This window comes from Paenibacillus sedimenti, from assembly GCF_014534655.1.
Classification (GTDB): Bacteria; Bacillota; Bacilli; order Paenibacillales; family NBRC-103111; genus Paenibacillus_E; species Paenibacillus_E sedimenti.
Window position 1 is genome coordinate 116795 of the sequence record NZ_JACVVD010000008.1, and the last position, 21263, is coordinate 138057.

Annotated in this window: 18 protein-coding genes; 15 read left to right on the forward strand and 3 right to left on the reverse strand. The window is 48.1% G+C overall.

Going from position 1 to position 21263, the window contains the following annotated elements; translation table 11 throughout:
• The first annotated feature begins 19 nt into the window (after positions 1-19).
• On the forward strand, positions 20-1879 hold the full coding sequence (locus ICC18_RS21370) for a putative bifunctional diguanylate cyclase/phosphodiesterase (RefSeq protein WP_312029575.1): 1860 nt from the start codon (positions 20-22) through the stop codon (positions 1877-1879).
• Positions 1880-1921: 42 nt separating this feature from the next.
• Here ICC18_RS21370 and ICC18_RS21375 read toward each other — a convergent pair whose 3' ends face one another.
• Positions 1922-2341 carry a hypothetical protein gene (locus tag ICC18_RS21375; RefSeq protein WP_188176486.1) on the reverse strand — a complete coding sequence of 140 codons (420 nt, stop codon included), beginning with the start codon at positions 2339-2341 and terminating at the stop codon, positions 1922-1924.
• A 175-nt stretch (positions 2342-2516) separates the two neighbouring features.
• On the opposite strand from ICC18_RS21375, the gene ICC18_RS21380 reads away from it, so the two are divergent.
• From ICC18_RS21380 to ICC18_RS21440, 13 genes are all read left to right on the forward strand, one after another.
• The gene (locus ICC18_RS21380) at positions 2517-2819 is read left to right on the forward strand and encodes a YunC family protein (RefSeq protein ID WP_188176487.1); all 303 of its coding nucleotides are present in this window, start codon (positions 2517-2519) and stop codon (positions 2817-2819) included.
• Positions 2820-3163: 344 nt separating this feature from the next.
• Positions 3164-3958, forward strand: coding sequence for a basic amino acid ABC transporter substrate-binding protein (locus ICC18_RS21385; protein ID WP_376745658.1), 795 nt, complete (start codon positions 3164-3166; stop codon positions 3956-3958).
• Between the two features lie 85 nt (positions 3959-4043).
• A complete protein-coding gene (locus tag ICC18_RS21390; protein ID WP_188176489.1) occupies positions 4044-4691 on the forward strand; it encodes an amino acid ABC transporter permease in 648 nt (215 codons plus the stop codon).
• 14 nt (positions 4692-4705) lie between these two features.
• Entirely contained in the window at positions 4706-5428 is a 723-nt protein-coding gene (locus ICC18_RS21395) for an amino acid ABC transporter ATP-binding protein (RefSeq protein ID WP_188176647.1), read from the forward strand.
• Between the two features lie 144 nt (positions 5429-5572).
• Complete coding sequence (locus ICC18_RS21400) at positions 5573-7312, forward strand: sensor histidine kinase (protein ID WP_188176490.1); 1740 nt, start codon at positions 5573-5575, stop codon at positions 7310-7312.
• 7 nt (positions 7313-7319) lie between these two features.
• On the forward strand, positions 7320-8924 hold the full coding sequence (locus ICC18_RS21405; RefSeq protein WP_188176491.1) for a response regulator: 1605 nt from the start codon (positions 7320-7322) through the stop codon (positions 8922-8924).
• A 116-nt stretch (positions 8925-9040) separates the two neighbouring features.
• Positions 9041-9736: an ABC transporter ATP-binding protein gene (locus tag ICC18_RS21410; RefSeq protein ID WP_188176492.1), complete on the forward strand. Its 696-nt coding sequence runs from the start codon at positions 9041-9043 to the stop codon at positions 9734-9736.
• Positions 9726-10760: an efflux RND transporter periplasmic adaptor subunit gene (locus tag ICC18_RS21415; protein WP_188176648.1), complete on the forward strand. Its 1035-nt coding sequence runs from the start codon at positions 9726-9728 to the stop codon at positions 10758-10760. The genes ICC18_RS21410 and ICC18_RS21415 overlap by 11 nt, the downstream gene beginning before the upstream one ends.
• A gap of 25 nt (positions 10761-10785) precedes the next feature.
• The gene (locus ICC18_RS21420; RefSeq protein ID WP_188176493.1) at positions 10786-13680 is read left to right on the forward strand and encodes an ABC transporter permease; all 2895 of its coding nucleotides are present in this window, start codon (positions 10786-10788) and stop codon (positions 13678-13680) included.
• A gap of 2 nt (positions 13681-13682) precedes the next feature.
• A complete protein-coding gene (locus tag ICC18_RS21425; RefSeq protein ID WP_188176494.1) occupies positions 13683-14567 on the forward strand; it encodes an ABC transporter ATP-binding protein in 885 nt (294 codons plus the stop codon).
• A 194-nt stretch (positions 14568-14761) separates the two neighbouring features.
• Entirely contained in the window at positions 14762-15613 is an 852-nt protein-coding gene (locus tag ICC18_RS21430) for a M15 family metallopeptidase (protein ID WP_188176495.1), read from the forward strand.
• A gap of 135 nt (positions 15614-15748) precedes the next feature.
• The gene (locus ICC18_RS21435) at positions 15749-16768 is read left to right on the forward strand and encodes a Gfo/Idh/MocA family protein (RefSeq protein ID WP_188176496.1); all 1020 of its coding nucleotides are present in this window, start codon (positions 15749-15751) and stop codon (positions 16766-16768) included.
• 30 nt (positions 16769-16798) lie between these two features.
• Entirely contained in the window at positions 16799-17773 is a 975-nt protein-coding gene (locus ICC18_RS21440) for an AraC family transcriptional regulator (RefSeq protein ID WP_188176497.1), read from the forward strand.
• 386 nt (positions 17774-18159) lie between these two features.
• Here ICC18_RS21440 and mtnA read toward each other — a convergent pair whose 3' ends face one another.
• Together mtnA and mtnK are read right to left on the reverse strand one after the other, a co-directional pair.
• The gene (gene mtnA / locus ICC18_RS21445; RefSeq protein WP_188176498.1) at positions 18160-19236 is read right to left on the reverse strand and encodes an S-methyl-5-thioribose-1-phosphate isomerase; all 1077 of its coding nucleotides are present in this window, start codon (positions 19234-19236) and stop codon (positions 18160-18162) included.
• Positions 19233-20459 (reverse strand): S-methyl-5-thioribose kinase, encoded by a 1227-nt coding sequence (mtnK, locus tag ICC18_RS21450; protein ID WP_188176499.1) that lies wholly within the window; start codon positions 20457-20459, stop codon positions 19233-19235. Before mtnK ends, mtnA begins: the two co-directional genes overlap by 4 nt.
• Positions 20460-20646: 187 nt before the next feature.
• Between mtnK and ICC18_RS21455 the strand changes: the two genes are divergently transcribed.
• Complete coding sequence (locus ICC18_RS21455; RefSeq protein ID WP_188176500.1) at positions 20647-21096, forward strand: Dps family protein; 450 nt, start codon at positions 20647-20649, stop codon at positions 21094-21096.
• Positions 21097-21263: the final 167 nt, after the last annotated feature.

Below are 21263 nucleotides of genomic sequence, written 5' to 3' on the forward strand. Positions count from 1 at the left end.
AGTAGGAGGAGAACAACCTGTGATAAAACGGGTATACGTAGGCGGGTATCTTATTCTCGTCGTATTCGGAAGCCTATACATAAAGCCGTATGCCGCGTGGATTTGTATATTTGCCTCTCTGATGCTGCTCATGATCTTGCGCCGGAGCGATACAAGCACCCAAGCTTCGAAGTATCAAACAGCCCGGAGCCATGATCATCAAAGTGTGCTCGATTCCTTGTTTGAGCATAACCCTAATGCCATTGGAATTTTTGACGGGCGCGGACAGTTCATTCGAATCAACCAAGCGGCCGAGACGATTATGGGTTACTCTGTAAGCGAACTCATGCATCAGCCTTTTGCAGCCTATGTGACCGGAGAATGCAAGGAGACGACTAAAGGCTGCTTAGACCAGGTCCACGAGGGTACTCCAACTACCTTTGAAACCGCTATACTGCATAAGAGCGGCTATAGAGTCGATCTGCATGTGACAGCAGTTCCTGTTCTCATACAGCCGGAAACAAACGGCAGTATCTTAATTTGTCAAGATATTACAGAGCGTAAGCGCGGAGACGAACAAATTCGGTATATGGCCTATTATGACGACATGACCGGACTGCCGAACCGGAGGAAGTTTAAGGATCATTTGAACGAAACGATATGTTTCTCCAAAACAACGGGGCAGAAGCTCGCTGTTTTCTACTTGGACATTGATCGGTTTAAATTAGTAAACGACAGCTTTGGGCATGATTACGGCAATATGCTGCTGCTTCAACTGGCCGAACGATTCACGAGGTGCGTGACCGAAAATGATTTCCTTGCGCGCACGGAAGGCGACGAGTTTGCGTTCTTCTTCACCAATGTTGCGGATCATAACGACGCGATTGCACTGGTCGCCGGCATCAATCGTGTGCTGGAGCAGCCATTCCTATTGGAACAATATGAGCTTCATGTTACGGCGAGCATCGGGATTGCAATTTCCTCTGAAGATGCTGAGGATGCTGAAACGTTAATGAAATATGCCGACATCGCGCTAGCCAGAGCTAAAGAGAAAGGCCGCAACGACTTCCAAATCTTCAACAGCGACATGAAGTCGGTATCCATTAACCGGTTAAAGCTTGAAAATGAGCTTCGGAAGGCGATCGCCGGGGATGAGTTCATTCTCTACTACCAACCGCAGGTGGATATCGAATCGGGCCGCATCGTCGGTATCGAAGCGTTGATTCGTTGGGATCATCCGGAGCGGGGCATCATATCGCCGAATCATTTTATTCCGTTCGCTGAAGAATCGGGGCTCATTGTGCCGATTGGTGAATGGGTACTGCGCGCCGCGTGCAAACAAAACAAAGCTTGGCAGATTCAAGGTTTTCCCCCGGTGCCGATCTCGGTTAACCTCTCGATGCGTCAGTTTTTCCAGCATAACCTCAAGGGCAAGATCAGTTACGTGCTGGAGCAGACCGGCCTGGACCCGCAATACCTGGAGCTGGAAATTACCGAGAGCATGACGATGGATGTGGATCATGCCATTCAGTCGCTGCTTGAACTCAAGGAGCTAGGCGTTAACGTTAGCATCGATGACTTTGGAACCGGATACAGTTCGCTCTATTATCTAAAAAAATTCCCGATCGACAAGCTGAAGATTGATCGATCGTTTGTCCGCGATATTATGGTGGATCCGAACGACGCGGCGATCGTCGCCACGATCATTGCAATGACCCACCACCTGAACTTGAAAGTGATCGCCGAAGGGGTAGAGACTGAAGATCAGCTGCGCTTCCTTCATCAAAACCGCTGCAACGAAGTACAGGGCTACTGGTTCAGTCCTCCGGTTAGCGCCGAGAAAATCGAAAGCATGCTGAACGGCAACGCTCATGTAGCGGCGGCTAATGAGCCAACATAACGAATAAGGGTATCCCTTTGTAAAGGGATACCCTTATTCAGTTTAGAAAGCAACGTAATCGTCGATTTCATTCAGTTTGAATAAATACACTTTTTTCTCATCCACATGATAAACCGTTACGTTTTGGCTGCTGCTGTCATAATTCAAGATACGGCATGGGAGGTTAAGTTTAATGCCTTTGGGTTTAATAACCGTTAACCGGATCAGTGTATTATTGGCTATAAAGACTTCCAATTGTTCAATGATTCTATTGGGCGCAGGGGCTGTGTTCCCCTTATTCGTGTTGAGCTCAATTAATTTGCCAAGCTCGATGCCTTTTATTATTTGATAGTCTTTAATGGTGGTTGTATTTAATAAATGAAGGAGTTTTTCCAAAGCAAGGCCATTTGTGGCATCTTCGATTAAGATTTCTACAGTGAATAAATGTCCGGTCTGATTCGTATTTGCTTTCCCTTGACTCATACGGCCTCCTTGCTCCAAATATAGTTCTGATTATGTAACTATATCATGATAAAAGTAGTTATTCCAGACGAGTACCTGGATAGTAAAAGATGGAAATAAAACTGCAACTACTCACACCGTACTAGCACTGCGCGCATATACTACCGTAAGACTGCAAAGAGGAGCTGTGCAGAGCATGATGCGCGTAGAACCCATTCTCCTTGAAGGACATACAGCTATAGCCATTGAAGTGAAGCTGCCCAAGACAACGCTGCTTGTCGTCACGACGGATAAAGGATACATCATGTGCGGGGCGTTGGACGTCGCGCTGCTGAACGAACGGTTGAGGGAACGGAACATTATTGCTGCTCGGGCAACGGGTGTACGTACGATCCAGGAACTTTTGGATGCTCCACTTGAATCTGTGACTTATACGGCAGAAGATATGGGAATTGTAGCTGGAATGACAGGTCGTGAAGCGATTCTAAAAATGATGTGACGGATAGCTGAATCATAGCTTAATAAAGACGTTGGGGTCTTGGATCCCAGCGTTTTTTTGTATGAAAGCAAACCTTTGGGAATGTTCTTGATTTCTCGTTTGATACGAAAGTATGGCCGCTGTGAGATCTCGCAGAGCTTAATGGATCAAAAGCAGTTGGCTAAACGATGGTTTATTTTAAGCATGAGCAACAATCTTCCTTTTGCTTATTGTGCAGAATCATAAATTTAGCAAATGTAGATGGATTCCTGTATTTTCCTCCCTTTTTTGCTTTCTTCATACGTTGTTATTTTATTAACCAGATGTTAAAATATAAAACATACATTTTACATAATGGTGGAGGAATAACGTTGAAAAAACTAAGTGTAACGATTTTGGCATTGATATTTATCTTGGCAATTACCGCTTGCGGAGCGAAACAAGCTGGGGGAACGAAGTACAAATTTGCGACAGATGCGGCTTATGCTCCAATGGAATTCATGGATAAAGACAAAATAGCTGGCTTTGATATCGATTTTCTTGCTGAGGTCATGAAAGAAGCCGGACTTCAGTATGAAGTAACGAATACAGGTTGGGATACCATGTTAACCAGCGTTCAACAAGGTAAAGAATTTCACGCAGGTATCTCAAGCGTTTCGATTACAGATGAGCGTAAACAAACCTATGACTACTCCATTCCTTACTTCGAATCCACGAACATGATTCTGGTCAAGGAAGGAAGCCCGATCAAGAGCGCAACTGACCTGAAAGACAAAAAAGTAGCGGTTCAAATTTCCACTACAGCCGATACGCTTATGACCAAAATTATCGGTGAAGACAATAAATCCCTGAAACGTCTGGACAATAACACGCTTGCATTGATGGAGCTTGAAAATAACGGCGTTGACGCGGTAGTAGCCGATATCGCAATTGTTCGCGAATACGTGAAAAACAATCCGAACAAGAAGTTCGTTACGATTGCCGATCCTAAGAACTTCGAGTCCGAATATTATGGCATCTTGCTTCCGAAAGGCAGCGAGCTGAAAGCTAAGCTTGATCCTGCGATCAAAAAAGTGATCGAGAACGGAACTTATGCGAAAGTTTACCAAAAATGGTTTGGCCAAGAACCGGACACGAAGAAGCTGCTCGAACAAAAATAATAGATTCTCGGGGCATGCGTAAGTTCAACATTGCGCATGCTTTTGTTCTGTAAACAGCAAAATAGGTTGCGAAAGGGAAGTGTGTATGGATTTTCGTTTTGACATCATTGCGGAGTATCTTCCTTTACTGGTGAAGGGGACTCTTTGGACCATAGGCATATCAATTCTATCTATCCTTTTTGGCTCAGTTCTGGGTCTTGGCGTCGGACTGGGGAAAATGTCATCTCGCTGGTATCTTCGCTGGCCGACGAGCATGTATGTGAACTTCTTCCGCGGTACGCCGCTGCTTGTACAAATTCTGCTCGTACATTTCGGGGTTGTTCCTTTATTTCTTGGTACAACGAATGCGATCGTAGCATCCATTGTAGCCCTTTCATTGAATTCAGCGGGATATATGGCTGAGATCTATAGAGCCGGGATTCAATCCATTGATAAGGGACAAACGGAGGCCGCTTACTCGCTGGGGATGACGCATTTCCAAACAATGAAATCCATTATTTTGCCGCAAGCGATCAAGCGTATGATTCCGCCGTTCGGCAATGAGTTCATCGTGCTCATCAAGGACTCCTCGCTGTTCGCGATTATTGCTGCGCCAGAGCTGATGTATTGGTCCAATGCGATGAGAAGCCAGTACTTTAAAGTATGGGAGCCTTATTTGACGGCAGCCTTGATTTATTTCATTCTCACTTACTCCCTTAGCAAGCTGCTTGGTTATCTGGAAAGGAAAGTGTAGCGAAGATGAGTGCCATGATCGAAGTTAAGAATTTGAAAAAAGCGTACGGCGACAATGTCGTGCTTCGTGATATTAACGCAGAAATCCAAAGCAAAGAGGTTCTCGTCGTCATCGGACCTTCCGGTTCGGGAAAATCCACCTTTCTCCGTTGTTTGAACCTGCTCGAGCAGCCGGATGGCGGAACCATACTCGTTGAAGGCAAATCGCTAATGGATCCGGCCAACAAGATTCACGAAATCCGTATGGAGCTGGGCATGGTGTTCCAACGCTTTCATTTGTTCCCGCATATGAAGGTCATTGATAATATTACACACGCACCGATTCAAGTGAGAAAATGGCCTGTGGAGAAAGCACGCAAGAAAGCGCTAGAGCTTCTCGAAAAAGTTGGCCTTGCCGATAAAGCGAACGCTCTGCCGGATTCCCTGTCGGGCGGGCAAGCGCAGCGCGTTGCGATCGCAAGAGCACTTGCGATGGAGCCCAAAATCATGCTGTTCGATGAGCCGACCTCGGCGCTTGATCCGGAGATGGTCGGCGAAGTATTGGCGGTTATGAAGCAGCTGGCCAAAGAAGGCATGACGATGGTCGTCGTTACGCATGAGATGGGCTTTGCCCGTGAGGTGGGCGACCGCGTGATGTTCATGGAGCAAGGTGTAATTGTTGAGGAAGGAACGCCTGAGCAAATCTTTGAACAGGCAAAGCAGGAACGGACAAGGGCATTCTTGTCCAAAGTGCTTTAATGCAGGAGGAAGGGGAAGATCGAAAGCTGATCTTCCTCTTTTTTTGCGAAAACATAATCCTTACAATCACTCCCCAATCACTCTTCGATCGCTTATAATGAAGCTACTCATTAACTGATTTCAACTTCATTCAAAAGGTGATCTATGCCTCCGATATTTTCATTGTTTTTTAATCGATTCCAAATCAGGTTGCTGTTGTATTTGCTCATTATTGGTTCTCTCCCCCTTCTTGCATCCATTTATATTTTTTACGAGCAGTTGTCGGCTTATGGCAATAAAGAGTTAACATACTATGTGGAGCAAGCCCATGAACAGGCGAATGCGCGGGTGAATCAGGAGCTTCAATTTGTATCGGAAATTGCGCACCGTTCCGCAGCAGATTATGCTGTGCAGCATTATTCGAAAATGCCGGATCTTCCTTCGGTTTCAAAAGAAGTTCAAGATTTGAGAAACTATATCAACAACCTGCTGAGCGAGCAAACCATACGGAATCCCTATGTGGAACAGATATGCTTCAGTATGAAAATAACGAGCCGGACGTTATGTTCGCAAAACGGAGACAGGCCTGAAGCCATGGATACCCGTGTGCAAGGTGCTTTTAAAAGTTTCGAGCCTGTATTTGTTGATAAAGGTAATTTAAGCGGATACGTGCTTGCTTATACGGCGCCAATTGCCGATATCCAAACCAGTCAAGAGCTCGGAACTGTAACGGTTTGGGTGAACATGAGCAAGCTATGGAAACATGCAACATCGAATAAACGCATAACAGCCTTTATGTTGGTCGATCAGCAGAATCGAATTCTTTATCGGTTTGGAGCTAATGACGATGAAACGATCCAAAATCTTAGCAATCATCTATCAGACTATATGCATACCGTTGGTGAAACGATATTCTCTGTAAAGCATTTTGAAGTGCCCGGCGGACAATGGGCTTCCTATTACGAAGTCCCGAATTCGCTCTCATCAAATCCTCATTTGCGTTCCTGGCTAATTTTGCTATTCGGCTTAGTTGCAGTTCTTTCCGTTGGCGCTTCCCTCCTTTTTACCAGATATGTAAGAAGGCCCTTGCATCTTCTAAAAGCGCTGATGAATCGTGCCGAACGAGGCGACCTGAGAGCCTATTGGACATCGAAGAGTCCAGATGATTGGAATGAGCTGGGTCAGAGCTACAATCAGATGCTTAATCGCTTAGAAGACCTCATTAAACAAGTGAAGCTGGAAGAATCGCTGAAAAAAGAAGCAGAAATGGAAGCGCTCCATTATCAGTTGAATCCGCACTTCCTTTACAACACTCTGAATACAATCAAATGGGTAGCCAAAATACATAAAACACCACAGATTTCGGAAGTAGTCAGCGCGTTGGTCCGACTGCTGCAAGCTAGTCTTGGTAAAAAGGGCGAATTTATCACGCTCCGAGAGGAAAGCGGGCTCATTCTCGATTACATGGAAATCCAAAAATTTCGGTATGGCGATCGTGTTCAGGTGATTATGAAAATGGATGAGACGACACTTGGATGTTTAGTGCCCCGGATGCTATTGCAGCCGCTTGTGGAGAATGCCATTATTCATGGCATCGAACCTGCTAAGCGAGAAGGCAGCATTACGATTCGTTCATGGTTGGACAGAGATCTGCTATTTTGCCAGGTTGAGGATAATGGCGTTGGCATGCCGGTCGAAGATGGAGGCTCTGTCTGGCCGGGTGTAGTAGCAGGAGGTCAAGCCTCTCGAATGATTCGGGAGAGAATGAGCGGTATCGGACTAGCCCATATTCGTGAAAAAATAAAGCTGTACTATGGAAACGGGTACAAAATGCATATTGGAAGCAAACCGGGAGAAGGAACGAGCATTCGGATTTCTCTCCCCATTCATCAAAGCGAGGAGTGAATCTGGGATGAACGTGCTTGTCGTAGACGATGAACCTATTATTCGTCTAGGTTTACGGACGCTGGTAGAGTGGGAACAACATGGTTTTCGGTACGCTGGCGATGCAGAAGATGGTTTTGAAGCTTTGCAGGTCCTTGAATCGCTGGACGTAGATATCGTTATTACAGATCTCCTCATGCCGCGAATGGACGGGTTGGCGCTTATTCATAAGCTAAAGGAAAGCGTCAAGCCGATCAGTATCATCGTGCTAAGCTGCATGGATGACTTCAGATATGTAAAAGAAGCGATGAAGCTCGGTGCCAAAGATTACATCCATAAGCCTACGATGGAGCCTGAATCTTTGTTGGATACCCTGCAGGGCGTTAAACGCGAACTTGAGCAGCGGAGGCATGAACAAGTGCAGCTGCAGAGATGGCACCGCGAGCTGGAGTCAACGAAGCAGACTCAGCTTTCTAACAAGTTGCAAGCTTATTTGCAGACTGGACTGGGCGGTGAGACGATCCATGCAGAGCTGTTCGGAGCTGAAGCTGAAACGGGGTCAACAGGCAGTCTGATCAGCCTGCTTCTGTATACGGGTCCGGCCGCTAGCGCAGGCGCTGCGGGCTGGCACTGGACCGGCTGCCTGGCGGCGCTGCCGCTCGCCGGCGACAGCGTGCTGCTGCTCGTGCCTGCAGCAGCAGCAGGGACTAACGCCGCCATAGACGATGGCGGCGTGCATAACGCGGCCGCGGCGCTGGCGAGCGCCGCGGAGCGTTACTTCGCCCGGCTGCCGCAGGCGCCGGACTGGTTCGTTGGAGCCGGCATGGTCGTATGCCGGCTTGCGGATGTGCTTGCTGCCGCGGCACTTCATGAGCGGCAGCTGCACGATCGATTCTATAGCGGGAGCCGGAATCGCTTGGTTCCGCCCGTATGCCCGCAAGCGGCGCAGCCCGGCATACAGGGATCGCTTTCGGCGTTAGCGTACGACAGCCGCAGCGACTTATTGCGCTGTATCTCGCACGATAACGCCGAGGGAGCTCTTCACCATGCGGAGGAACTGTGCCGCATCATGAAGGAGCAGCGCCCAAATGCTGCGAAGGTGCCGCCGTTTATCCAGGAGCTCCTTGGGCTGGCGGCAGGCTATGCTCGTGAACGCGGATATGTCAATGTCGACAGCTATGAGGACGCTTTCGTCAATAGCAGGAGAGCTTACGCTTGCTGCAACATGGAGCAGGTGCTGGAGCTGTTAATTGAAGCGCTGAACCTACTTGCCAAGAACAATGCTTCCTCCGGCACAGAGAAGGCGCTGCGCTCGCAGAATGCTTTTATCCGCAAAGCATTGAAGTTCATGCAGGAAAACTACGCTTCTCCGCTCAGTACACTGGATATTGCCGATCACGTAAAATTGAGCCGAAGTTACTTGAGTGATTTATACAGCAAAGAAATGGGTGAGCCGCTTAGTGAGACACTGACCCGTATCCGGCTCGAAGAAGCCAAGCGAAGACTGCGTACCGGTGAAATGAAAGTATACGAAGTCGCAGAGGCGGTCGGATTCCCTGATGCCAAAACATTTGCGAAAACATTCAAACGGGTAGTCGGCTGCTCGCCCAAGGCGTTTGAGAAGCCGCAATAATTGACCGAACAAATAGACACCTTTTCGAACAAAGGATGTCTATATTTTTTTGGGGGAAAGCCTTACATTTAGAATGAGGCCTGCTCAGTTTTTTGGCAATGAAGGAGAGGGGGACAATGAACGTGCAGGAAACACAAATGCCCATACTGCAGGCGATCGGAGTCATGCGGACATTCGGGAAAGGTACAGGTGCCGTTCATGCGCTGCGGGGAGCTAATTTATCGATACCAAGAGGACGGCTTGTTGCCCTGAGGGGAAGGTCAGGATCCGGCAAAACAACGCTCCTTAACCTGTTAGGTGCACTAGATCGCCCAACTGAAGGCGCGGTGTATTTGGAAGGACTTGAAATTAGCAGTCTGACGGAGAGAAGGCGTGATGAAATCAGGCGCAAGCATATTGGACTTATTTTTCAATCCTTTGCGCTGGTTCCCTATATGTCTGCTTACGAGAATGTGGAGTTTGGCTTGCGAATTTCCGGCGTCCATCCGAATCAATATCGGAAATTAGCGGAGGAGGCGCTTGAATTTGTCGGCTTGAAGCCAAGAATGAAGCATCGTCCTTATGAGCTGTCCGGCGGGGAGCAGCAGCGGGTTGCGATTGCCAGGGCGATTGCGCATAGGCCTAAGCTGATTTTGGCTGATGAGCCAACTGCTGAGCTTGACAGCCGGATGGGCTTGCAGGTGCTCAAGTTGTTCAAGGATCTGGTACAAGAAGGTATGACCATCATCCTGACAACGCACGATCCTGCCATCATGGAAATCGTAGATGAAGTCTATTCATTGGAGGATGGTACCATTGTTGATGAAGGTTAGTTCGATTATGTATAAGGCTGCAGCGATATCAGGTGCTTTGCTTATCTTATCAGGCTGTTCTTTGCTGCCTAAGGAAGAGGAAGCGCTGAAGCCGCCTTTAATCAAGCCGGTGAAGGAAAACTTTGAGCTCTATGAAGTGAAAAAAGGAAACATAACGAAGAAGGTAAATATGTCGGGAACATTCAAATCCAGTCGAACAACCCAGTATTTTTTTAAAGAGTCCGGTCAACGTCTGGCATCGCTGAATGTCAAATTAGGCGACACGGTTAAGCCAGGCGATGTGTTGGCAGATTTGGAAAAGGGTGACCTGGAAACCCGCGTAGCCCTTCAGAAGCTCAATCTGGAAAAAGCACAGCTTGCCAGCGTACAGACTCAGCATGACGATCCGAACAATGCCACCAACATACGTCTGAAGAAAATTGATATCGAAGCCGCCAAGATTCAATTATCCTTACTTCAGTCCCAATTGGACAAAACCAGGCTCATAGCCGGTACGGAAGGAATTGTGACGTACTTGACCGATGTCCAGCAGGGGAGTGTGGTGGAGGCTTTCACTTCGGTTGTGACCCTGTCCGATCCAACACAGGTACAGCTTGTGTATGAAACCTCAGACTCTGCAAGCATCGCGGGTATTCAAGTGGGCATGGATGTTGAAGTGAAGCTGACGGCTTCAGGTAAGACGATACAAGGCAAAGTTTTGCAAACGCCTTCAAGCAGCCCTGCGACGACAAACAAAGCGCAAGCAGAAAGAAATGCCAAAACCATTATTGTCGGAGTTGAGAACGGGACTGAAGGCGCACAAATCGGCAATTACGCGGATATGACCATTATTCTGGAAAAACGCGACAATGTTATCGTTATTCCCCGCACAGGACTTCGCTCCTATATGGGCAGAGATTATGTTCAGGTGCTGAACGGCGAAAGCCGCAAAGAAATCGATGTGGAAAAAGGTCTGGTAACAGCTACGGAGGTGGAAATCCGGACCGGACTTCAAGAAGGGCAGAAAGTCATATTAAACAATTAACGGTAGGCTTACGAGGAGGATTCCAATGGCCTTATTCCTGATGATTCTCCGTAAAATGGTCAAAAACCGCTGGCTGGAGCTAAGCCTATTGCTCGGTCTTATTGTTTCCGTTGCACTGGCGAGCTCAATGCCGATCTATACGCATGCCATTTTACAGCGAATGCTGATCAAAGATTTGGAAGTCCAGCAAATCGATAAACAGCAGTACCCCGGACAATACTTTGCAAATGCCTATCTGGGCGGAGTGGAGACTAAGCAAGGCGTGGAACAACGGTTAGCGGAGGCGGATGCCTTCTTAGATGAGCAAAGCAAGCGGTTTGGCCTGCCCATACTCCTTGCGAAAATCACTCGAAGCACGATGAATTTCGAAATGACCCCCAGCGATCCAAGTAAAGTAGATCCCAAAGAAAAGCGATCGGCAGAATTGACTGCCATGTCGGACTTGGAGCAGCATATTCGTCTTGTCGATGGAAAGCTGCCGGCAACAGAACCCATGAACGGCATCTATGAAGCGCTGGTATTTCCAGAGTTGTTAACCCATTTAAAACTGGTGCTCGGGAACGAGTTAACGATCATAGATAAGAACGTGAGCGAGCCTATCCGGATCAAGCCGGTTGGTGTGATCGATCTTAAAGATTATAACGATCTGTATTGGGGCGACGGCACGAACGATTCACGTTCGAAGTTCTTGATTCCGTTCTCTCTTTTCGAGAAGGATTTTACAAAGGGTAACAAGGTCGAAGTCATGTTCTCTTTTTGGAATTACGCAATGGATTACCATCAGTTGAAGCTTGAAGGTTTGCAAGATTATACGGATGCGTACGATCGGATGGAAAGTTATTTATCCAACCACTTTATGAATTCTGCGGTTAAGAATACAGCGGTTTCCGTATTTAAGACTTATTATGACAAAGAGAAAAAACTGAGGATCATGCTGTGGTCCCTCAATGTTCCGATCGTCCTTTTATTAGCCTTCTACTTGTTCATGGTTGCAAACCTGATTACGGAGCGTCAGAAAACGGAGATTGCCGTCCTGCGCAGCCGTGGAGCCAGCCGTCTGCAGATTATAACCGGCTATGTGCTGGAAGGTATTTTATTAGGCTTCATAGCGTTCCTGATCGGACCTTTCCTTGGACTTCAATTGACGCAAATACTAGGTGCGTCGAACGGTTTTCTGGAGTTTGTACAGCGGTCAGCGATGGAAGTGAAATTGAATCAAGAGGCTTATCAGTACGCATTGGCCGCAGTGGCAGCTTCTGTATGTATGACCCTTTTGCCTGTCGTTTTGGCAACGCGTGTTTCTATCGTAGGACATAAACAAACCATGGCAAGGCAGCACAAGCTTTCTTTTGCCCATCAAATATTTCTCGATGTTATCTTATTGGCGGTTTCCATCTATCTGCTTCAGACCTTCCACCGGCGCATGAAAGATCTCGTAGCTCTTGGTTTAGATTCGATGGATATGAAAGTAGATCCGCTGCTGTTTCTCGTGCCGGCTTTGTTCGTGCTGTCGATGGGACTGCTGCTGCTTCGGGTTTACCCTTGGGTGATTCGATTGATTTATGAATTAGGCCGGAAATGGTGGCCGCCTTATTTGTATTCGACGCTGCTTCAGGTCGGGCGATCAACTACTCAGTATCAGTTTATTATGTTGTTTCTTATCATGACAATTGCAACTGGATTATTTAGTGCGAGTGCAGCTCGGACGTTGAACAAGAACATTGAAGACAAAATTCGTTACAAAAACGGAGCGGATATCGTGCTCCAAACGCAATGGGAAAACGATGCGCCACCTCCTTCCATGGGATCGGGACCGCCTTCGGCAGCGCCGGGGGATAGTCAAGTCGTTATCCCCAAGCGCATCCAGTATACGGAGCCGCCGTTTCTTCCTTTTGCACAGCTGCCGGGTGTTGAATCAGCTGCCCGTGTTTTTCACAAAAAAGATGCCTATGTGACGATCGGCAAAGAAACGAAAAAAGCAGAACTAATGGGGATCGATACCGATGAGTTCGGCCGCACGGCTTGGATGCGCGATCTGCTGCTGGATCACCATATAAATGAGTATTTAAACTTGCTGAGCACGGATGCCAGAGCAGTCCTCATCTCCAGTTCGATTGCCGAGGAAACAGGAGCAATGGTAGGCGATGTGGTTCGCATAGGGTGGAACGAGGTGGAAGGAGCAACCTGTATCGTATACGGGATTATTGATTATTGGCCGAGCTGGAATCCGAATCCCGTGTTAACGCCAAGCACAAGCACAAGTACGAGTTCAACGAAGCAAAGTAAGGTAGATTTGCCGAAGTTAATAGTCGGACATTTGTCTTACATGCAAAATAACATGGCTGTAGAGCCTTACGATGTGTGGTTGAAATTAACGCCAGATACTACTAGTCAAGCCTTGTATGAGGCCATGGATCAAAAACGGTTGTCCATCGTAAGCTTGACCGACACGAGGCAATTGCTGGTTCGTTCCAAGAACGATCCTTTTCAATTGGCTATTAATGGCGTCATGACGTTAGGATTTCTAATCGCAATAGGTATCAGCTTCATTGGTTTTATTTTGTACTGGGTCCTTTCGCTTTCCGGACGTATTTTGCAATTCGGGGTTCTTCGGGCAATGGGCGTTTCGTTTGCACAAATTGTAGGCATGCTTACCGCAGAGCAGCTTCTAACCTCGGGAGCGGCTGTCCTTATCGGAATCGTTACCGGTAACACAGCCAGCAAGCTGTTCGTCCCTTTATTTCAGCTCTCCTTCGACCCGTCGAGTCAAGTGCCGCCTTTTCAAGTCAGCTTCAATCCTCAAGATCAGTTGAATTTGTACATGATTGTAGCTTTGATGATTGGAATCGGTCTTATATTGCTTGGCACGATGCTATCTCGAATCAACATTCATCAAGCGGTCAAGCTAGGGGAGGATTGAAGATGATCCATTGTGAAAATTTGGTCAAAATTTACAAGGCAGCTGATATTGAAGTCGTAGCTCTCCAGGGCTTGGATCTCCATATTGAGGAAGGAGAGCTCATGGCGATTATTGGCAACAGCGGCAGCGGCAAATCGACATTGCTGAATATGCTTGGCGGTCTCGATCGGCCATCGGCGGGCAATTTGCATGTCGATGGCAAAGACTTATTGAAATTTAAAGAATCTGATTTGGTGACCTATAAAAGGGAGACGGTTGGCTTTGTCTGGCAAAATAATGCCCGTAACTTGATTCCTTATCTAACTGCGTTGGAAAATATCGAGCTGCCCATCTTGCTTCAGGGACGGCGTAAGCGTCAACGGGCTTTGGACTTGCTGGATGCAGTCGGATTAAGCCATCGCAAAAACAATAAGCTGAATCAGCTTTCGGGAGGTGAGCAGCAGCGCGTTGCGATAGCCATAGCTCTCGCCAATCAGCCGAAGCTCCTGCTGGCCGATGAGCCTACAGGGTCCGTTGATTCGAAGATGGCTAATCAAATTCTGGACCTGTTCCGGGAGCTGAACCGTTCCTTCGGACTGACGGTTGTTATCGTCACGCACGATCCGCTGCTGGCCAAGAAAGTGGATCGGGTTGTCGCGATCCGGGACGGCAAGACTTCCTCCGAAATATTGCGGCGCAAATCATATGCCGAAGAAATGCTGGAGCTGGAGCAGGGCATCCTCACGTTGGAAGTCGACTCGCACATTGAATACGCTGTAGTCGATAAAGCGGGCAGACTGCAAATTCCGGCCAATTTCCTCGAATCGATCGGCGCATCCAGCACGAATAAAATTCGAGTTACGCTTGAGGAAGGACGCATCGTGCTGCTTCCTCCAGACCATGCTTAAAATGAAAACGGCTCGCAAGCCCCTTAGAGCTTGAAAGGTAACGACAGAAGGCATAAAATATATGAAGGCTGCGAATGAGGCGCAAATACCTGATTTGCGGTTTTCTTTTTTTGCTTGGCTGGGTGAAACTTTTTCACTGTTTCGACAGTCTATTCCATGTGTACTTTTTCAACTTTGAGGAGGGCTTTACGAACATGAACCGTCAGATGAAATACACGCTTGCGTTAATTGCAGCGTTTACCATAATAACCGGATGCAGCAGTAACAAGGCAGAACCGACGCCTTCTGCTGATCCGACGGCAAGCCCAACAGCAAGTGCAACAAGCGCAGTCGCACCTTCTGCAACACCATCAAGCAAGTCCTCGGCGACACCTGCGCCGACAACTAAAGCAACTCAAACTCCGACAACTTCACCTGTCCCAACTGCAAATGCAGGGAAAAATGGCGCGGTTGGGGTCGTAGCCAAACCTGAAAGTATCACGGTGCTCGTTAATAAGCAAAATTCTCTGCCGTCCGACTATGAACCGGCAGACTTGGTTTATCCTGATGTTCCGTTTGTGTTCAAGGAGAAAATTGAGAAGCGGAAAATGCGCAAAGTAGCGGCCGAGGCGCTGGAAAAGCTTTTTGCCGGAGCGGAAAAGGACGGCATTCACCTTGCGGGCGTATCGGCCTACCGTTCCTATTCGACACAGAAGTCAATCTTTCAAAGATACGTTCTGAAGGATGGCGAGGAAAAAGCGAAAACATACAGCGCTGTTCCCGGAACAAGCGAGCATGAAACGGGACTCGCGATTGACATAACCGGCAGCGATGGCAAATGTGCGGCCGAGGATTGTTTCGGAGGCACCAAAGAGGCCAAATGGCTGGAACAGCATGCTGCCGAGTACGGGTTCATTATTCGGTATCCGAAAGGGAAGGCCAACATCACCGGCTACCAGTACGAGCCTTGGCATTTACGTTATGTAGGTACGGAATTGTCCAAAGAGCTCGCGGCTAAGGGGCTGACGATGGAGGAATATTTCAAGGCTACTCCGGTATCGAAATAAAAATAGCACGGCTATTTCTTATAATGTACTTTTCGCGTGTCGTGATTTTATACAAAAGACTGTCGTTAAATCGAAATTTATCAGGCTCTTTTATCATGCTACAATAAATCCAAGTCACTTTTTTGGAGGTTATATATGATAAAAGTAGCTATGTTAAGTTTTTGGCACGTGCATGCAAGAGACTACGCCAAACAAGCAGCCGAGCATCCGGATACGGAAATCGTAGCCGTTTGGGATGAGCTGGAAGCAAGAGGAAAAGCACAGGCAGCAGAGCGCGGCGTTGCTTTTTATGCAAATTTGCAGGAGCTGCTGGCGAATCCGGAAATTGAAGGCGTTATCGTCGATACGCCAACGAATCTGCATCGAGATGTGATGGTCGCGGCTGCAAAGGCCGGCAAACATATTTTCACGGAAAAAGTTATCGCTCCGACGTTGCAGGAAGTTAATGACATTTTGCAAGCGGTTGAAGCCGCAGGCGTTAAATTAACGGTTTCGCTCCCAAGATTGAACGCGAGCTATACATTAGCGATCCAAGAAATTTTGCGTCAGGAACTGCTTGGTCAACTTACATTGGTGCGTACACGCTTGTCCCATAATGGCGGGCTTTCCACAGCGTCTAATCCGAAGGGCTGGCTGCCTGAGCATTTTTATAACGCAGAGCAATGCGGTGGCGGAGCTTTGATTGACCTTGGCTGTCATCCGATGTATTTGGCCCGGCTCTTACTTGGAATGCCTCAGTCTGTAAGCGCTTCGTACGGATATGTGACGGGCAGGGAGGTTGAAGATAATGCGGTTGCCACCCTTCAATACGATAATGGAGCGGTCGGCATCGTTGAAGCCGGTTTTGTCAATACATTCTCGCCGTTTGTGATTGAGGTTCATGGAACCGAGGGAAGCTTGCTTTACTCCGATCACGATGGAAAGCTGCGCCTGCGTACAACGAGGCTTGCAGAAGCCAAAGAACAATGGGTGGAGCAAGGGAACTGGCCGCAAGCGAATCCGTCCGCTTTTGATCAATGGGTTTCGCATATTCAAAATGGCACAAATGCATCTGACAACATACAGCTTGCCGTAGACTTGACTAAGCTGATGGAGGCTTCGAATCGTTCAGCTGCCTCCAAACAGCAAGTTCGAATTGATTCATTGCAAGCCTAAGAAAAAGAATAGTAGGGAGGGAGGTTAAGTATGAACACAAGCAGCCACGGGAAACTGACGGGCCAGCCCTTTTACTTTGAGCCGATGCTCGACAATCCGAAGGCTCTGGACCGTATGGAGCTTGCTTTCCGCTGGGGATCTTACGGGTTCCGTATATTGCGCTGTCACTTAACCTCTTTCCCGCCAGGCACTATTATCGATTTTCATCATCACTCCGAGTACGAGTTTCATTACATTCCACGCGGAAAAGGAACCGTTACCCTGGATGGAACGGAGTATTCCCTGCATGAGGGGATGCTCTATCTGACAGGTCCCGGCGTGAGTCATCGTCAGGAAGCGGATAAGCGGGAAGCCATGGATGAACTATGCCTACATGTGGACATCGTTAAGCTTGACGATTCTAACGATGATTACAAGGGTACCGGAACTTGGGGAGAGACGTGGGAGACGGCCGAAGCGGACAGCTGCATCCGGCAGCTGGACGAACTTCCTCGCGCGCCCGCGATGGATCGGCAGGAAGCGATGAAATGGTTTCTCATCGCTTATGAAGCCTGGCGAAGCAACCAGTTGGGCCATTACACCATGATTAAGCAGGCAATTGTGCAAATACTGTTAAGAACCGTAGGCGCATACAAAGAGGAGCCGCAAGGTCTGAATCTGCCTGCACGAGATATGAAGAGCTATCGGTACCAGCTTGCCGTCCAGTTTATTCAAGATAATTTCCGCCGTCCGCTAACGCTGGAAATTGTTGCCGAGCGTGTGCAGATCAGCTCGCGGCAGCTTCAGCGTATTTTCAAGGAGCTGGCTGGGATCGCATTCAGCGATTACTTGCAGCAAGTTCGGCTGCAGCATGTATGCAACGAGCTGCTCCAAAGCAGCTGGACGCTTGAAAAGATCGCGGAGAGCAACGGCTTTGCCACAAGCAACTACCTTCATTACGTGTTTAAAAAGGCTTACGGCATGACTCCTGTACAGTACCGGGAGATGGTAAAAGGTGCGGGATAAAGAACAGTGGAAATTAAGAAAAACGGGTCGATTGATAGCCAGCTCCTTTGCTGTGAATGCGAATAGTTCGTGAAATAAGCAGCTACATGTCTGTTACCGTGCCTACGGCGCTGTGCTTCTGATGATGAATTATCGGAGGCTTTGTCCCTGTACAAGGTCTGAATAACGACGATTATCTTTATTTAGCTTACACTTGGCTCGTTTTCAGCGTCCAGAGTGTCGCTATTAACGAACAATAGTTCTTGTCCCCTATATTTTATGCATAATTCGGCTATCTTTATGTTTCCGCAGCACGGCGATCCTCTTCAACAAGCATTTTCGACAATTCCCTATATTAAAAAAGTGTTCGAGCAGAAGAAGACTCCATGCTCGAACACTTTTTTTAGTTATTCAAAAAGGCTGCGCAAGCTCTCATTATAAGGCGCGCGTACGATGCCTTTTTCTGTAATAATTGCGGTTACATACTCGTTAGGCGTCACGTCGAAGGCTGGATTGTATACCTTCACGCCTTGAGGCGCAGTACGTTTGCCGAAGCCTTGCGTAATTTCGTCCTCGTGACGTTCTTCGATCGGAATATCTGAGCCAGTCGGCGTGTTCAGATCGATCGTGGATAGCGGGCACGCGACGTAGAACGGAATGCCATGCGCTTTGGCTAACACGGCTACACTGTAGGTGCCGATCTTGTTGGCGACGTCACCGTTCGCCGCTACGCGGTCCGTACCGACGATGACCGCTTGAATCCAGCCCTTGGACATGACCGCGCCGGCCATGTTATCGCAGATCAGCGTCACGTCGACGCCGGCTTGCTGCAGCTCAAAAGCCGTCAGCCGTGCGCCCTGGAGCACCGGCCGCGTCTCATCCGCGAACACCTTGATGTTCACGCCTTTCTCTTTCGCCAAGTAGAACGGCGCTAGCGCCGTGCCGTACTTGGCGGTAGCAAGCCCTCCGGCGTTGCAGTGCGTCAGCACGCCGAAACCATCGGCGAACAGCGTTAACGCATGTTCGCCGATAAGGCGGTTCGTCTCCTCATCCTCCGCTTGAATATTCTTCGCTTCGTCGAGGAGCGCTTGCTTGAAGTCAGCCGCATTCACGCCGGCTGACGCTAATGCTTCCGCTCGAGCCCGCATGCGATCGAGCGCCCAGAACAAATTCACGGCTGTCGGACGCGACGTCGCCAGGTAGTCCGCTTGCTTCTGGACTTCGGCCAGAAGCTCATCGACACGGGCATCCAAACCGCGGATGCCTAAGAATACCCCATACGCGGCGGCGATCCCAATCGCAGGAGCGCCGCGTACCTTCAAGTGACGGATTGCTTCCCACACCTCGACCGGTGTTTCCAGCGGCAAATACACGATCTCTTCGGGCAGCAATCGTTGATCGAGCAGATCCAGCTGATGGCCGTTCCAGCGCAAGGATTGTAAAGCTACCTGCTCATTTGTTACTTCAATTCCTGTATGGCTCATAAGGCAAATCCTCTTTCTGCTGTTGTTTCTTTGGTGACAAGTTGGATCAGTTCATCAATGGATTTCGCTTGACGATTGAAGCGAATCAGCTTCGTTCCAATGGATAAAGCAAGGCGCTGCGCACGTTCTCTGGCTGAAGCATCTTCAATCTTGTCGATATCCGCTACATGGGCAAGGCCATAGACGCGTCGCACCATTTTAGCTCCAGTAAATCCGAAGGTATCTTGAAGCAGAGAAGCGATGAAATAATCTTGATAGCCTGGAGTTTGGAAGACACGGTCAACCCCATGCTCATTCCAAAGCTGGCGGAAGTTGCGTTCGAAGTTGTTCCAAACATCTTTTACTGTGTGCAGCAAGTACTCGCGATAGTCGGCGCGGCTTGCCTCATCCGTACTCCAGCCTTCTTGACCGGCAAAGTTCAGCAGCAGATTCGCCAGAACAGCGCCAATATCGAAGCCCATTGGGCCATAATAAGCGAATTCAGGGTCTATCACTTTTGTGGAATAAGCCTTAATAAAAATACTGCCGGTGTGCAGATCCCCATGCAAGAGCGCTTGAGCGCTAGTCAGAAATTTGTTGCGCAGAATAGCTACCTCCAAGTGGAGTTCAGTATCCTTCCAAATTTGCTCGGCCGCATCGCGGATATGGGCTTCGATGCTATTCGTGTCCGCGTCGCGATAAGGATCGTCAAAGATCAGATCTTCGGTTATTTTGCACAGCTCAGGATTGATAAAACGTCCAAGCTGAACTTTCTTTTCTTGCTGGTTTTTCCCCAAATCTGAGGTGAAAAATAATGTATGAGCAAGAAATCGGGCGATATGCTCAGCAAACAATGGATACTGGTTGCGCTCGATGAGGCCTCTTCGCATGATGACATGATCGCTTAAATCCTCCATCACGGTCAGCGCAAGATCCGGCTCATAAGCATACACGTGCGGAACGAGATCCGGACATAGAGACTCTTCAATTTGCAGCGCCTCGCTTTCAATACGTGCGCGGTCCAGTGTTAACGGCCATGATTCACCGACAACTTTGGCATAAGGCAGAGCTTGTTTTAGAATAATGCTTTTACCTGTGCTCGGCTCGGAAATGTGGAACACTAGATTCAAATTGCCGTCTCCAATTTCACGGCTGGACAGCTCTGCTCTCGATTGGAATAAATCCGGAATTTGTCTGGCATACTCAATCGCTTGCTCTTCGCTAAGCGGATGATATTTGGTCATGGGATAGCCTCCTCTATGCATTGGTAGTATAATTCCAACCAATTTACTATGTATTATTCATCTTTTTCTAGTATAAGACAAAACGTTCAACCTTGAAATACTTACTACTAAATTGCAACATAATCTACATGATATGAGCAAAAATGAGGCAAATTAGCATGTACAGATCGCAAAGGAGGAGTAAAACATGGTAGTAGCCACAGCTCAATCCATACAAACCGTTCTCAACAAACAAATCGCCAATTGGGGCTTACTTTACGTTAAGCTTCATAACTTCCATTGGTACGTAAAAGGCAATCAATTTTTTACGCTTCATGTCAAATTTGAAGAGCTTTATAATGAAGCGGCCCTGCATATCGATGAGCTCGCTGAACGCCAACTCACTATCGGCGGCCAACCCGCAGCGACGATGAAACAGTTTTTGGAGCTTTCCTCGCTGAAAGAAGCTTCCGGTAACGAGACTGCCACGAAGATGGTCGAGGCAATTATCGAAGATTTCAGTATCGTGATCGGGGAGCTGAAAGCAGGAATCAAAGATTGTGAAGAGGTTAACGATGAGACTACATCGGACATGCTATTAGCGATCCAAACCTCCTTGGAAAAACATCGATGGATGCTTCAATCCTTCCTGGGCTAAAGAATCTGCAGGTCCGAATCCGATGAAACTGAATCAAGAACAGTTTGCCCGCACAGGGCCCGCTTATTACGCTGAAACTTCAAATAATGAGCAAAGGGATGGCAGCTCCGAGCCATCCTTTTCTGTTGGTTGTATATCCTGATTTCGCTCCGCATTGTTTTGCCTGC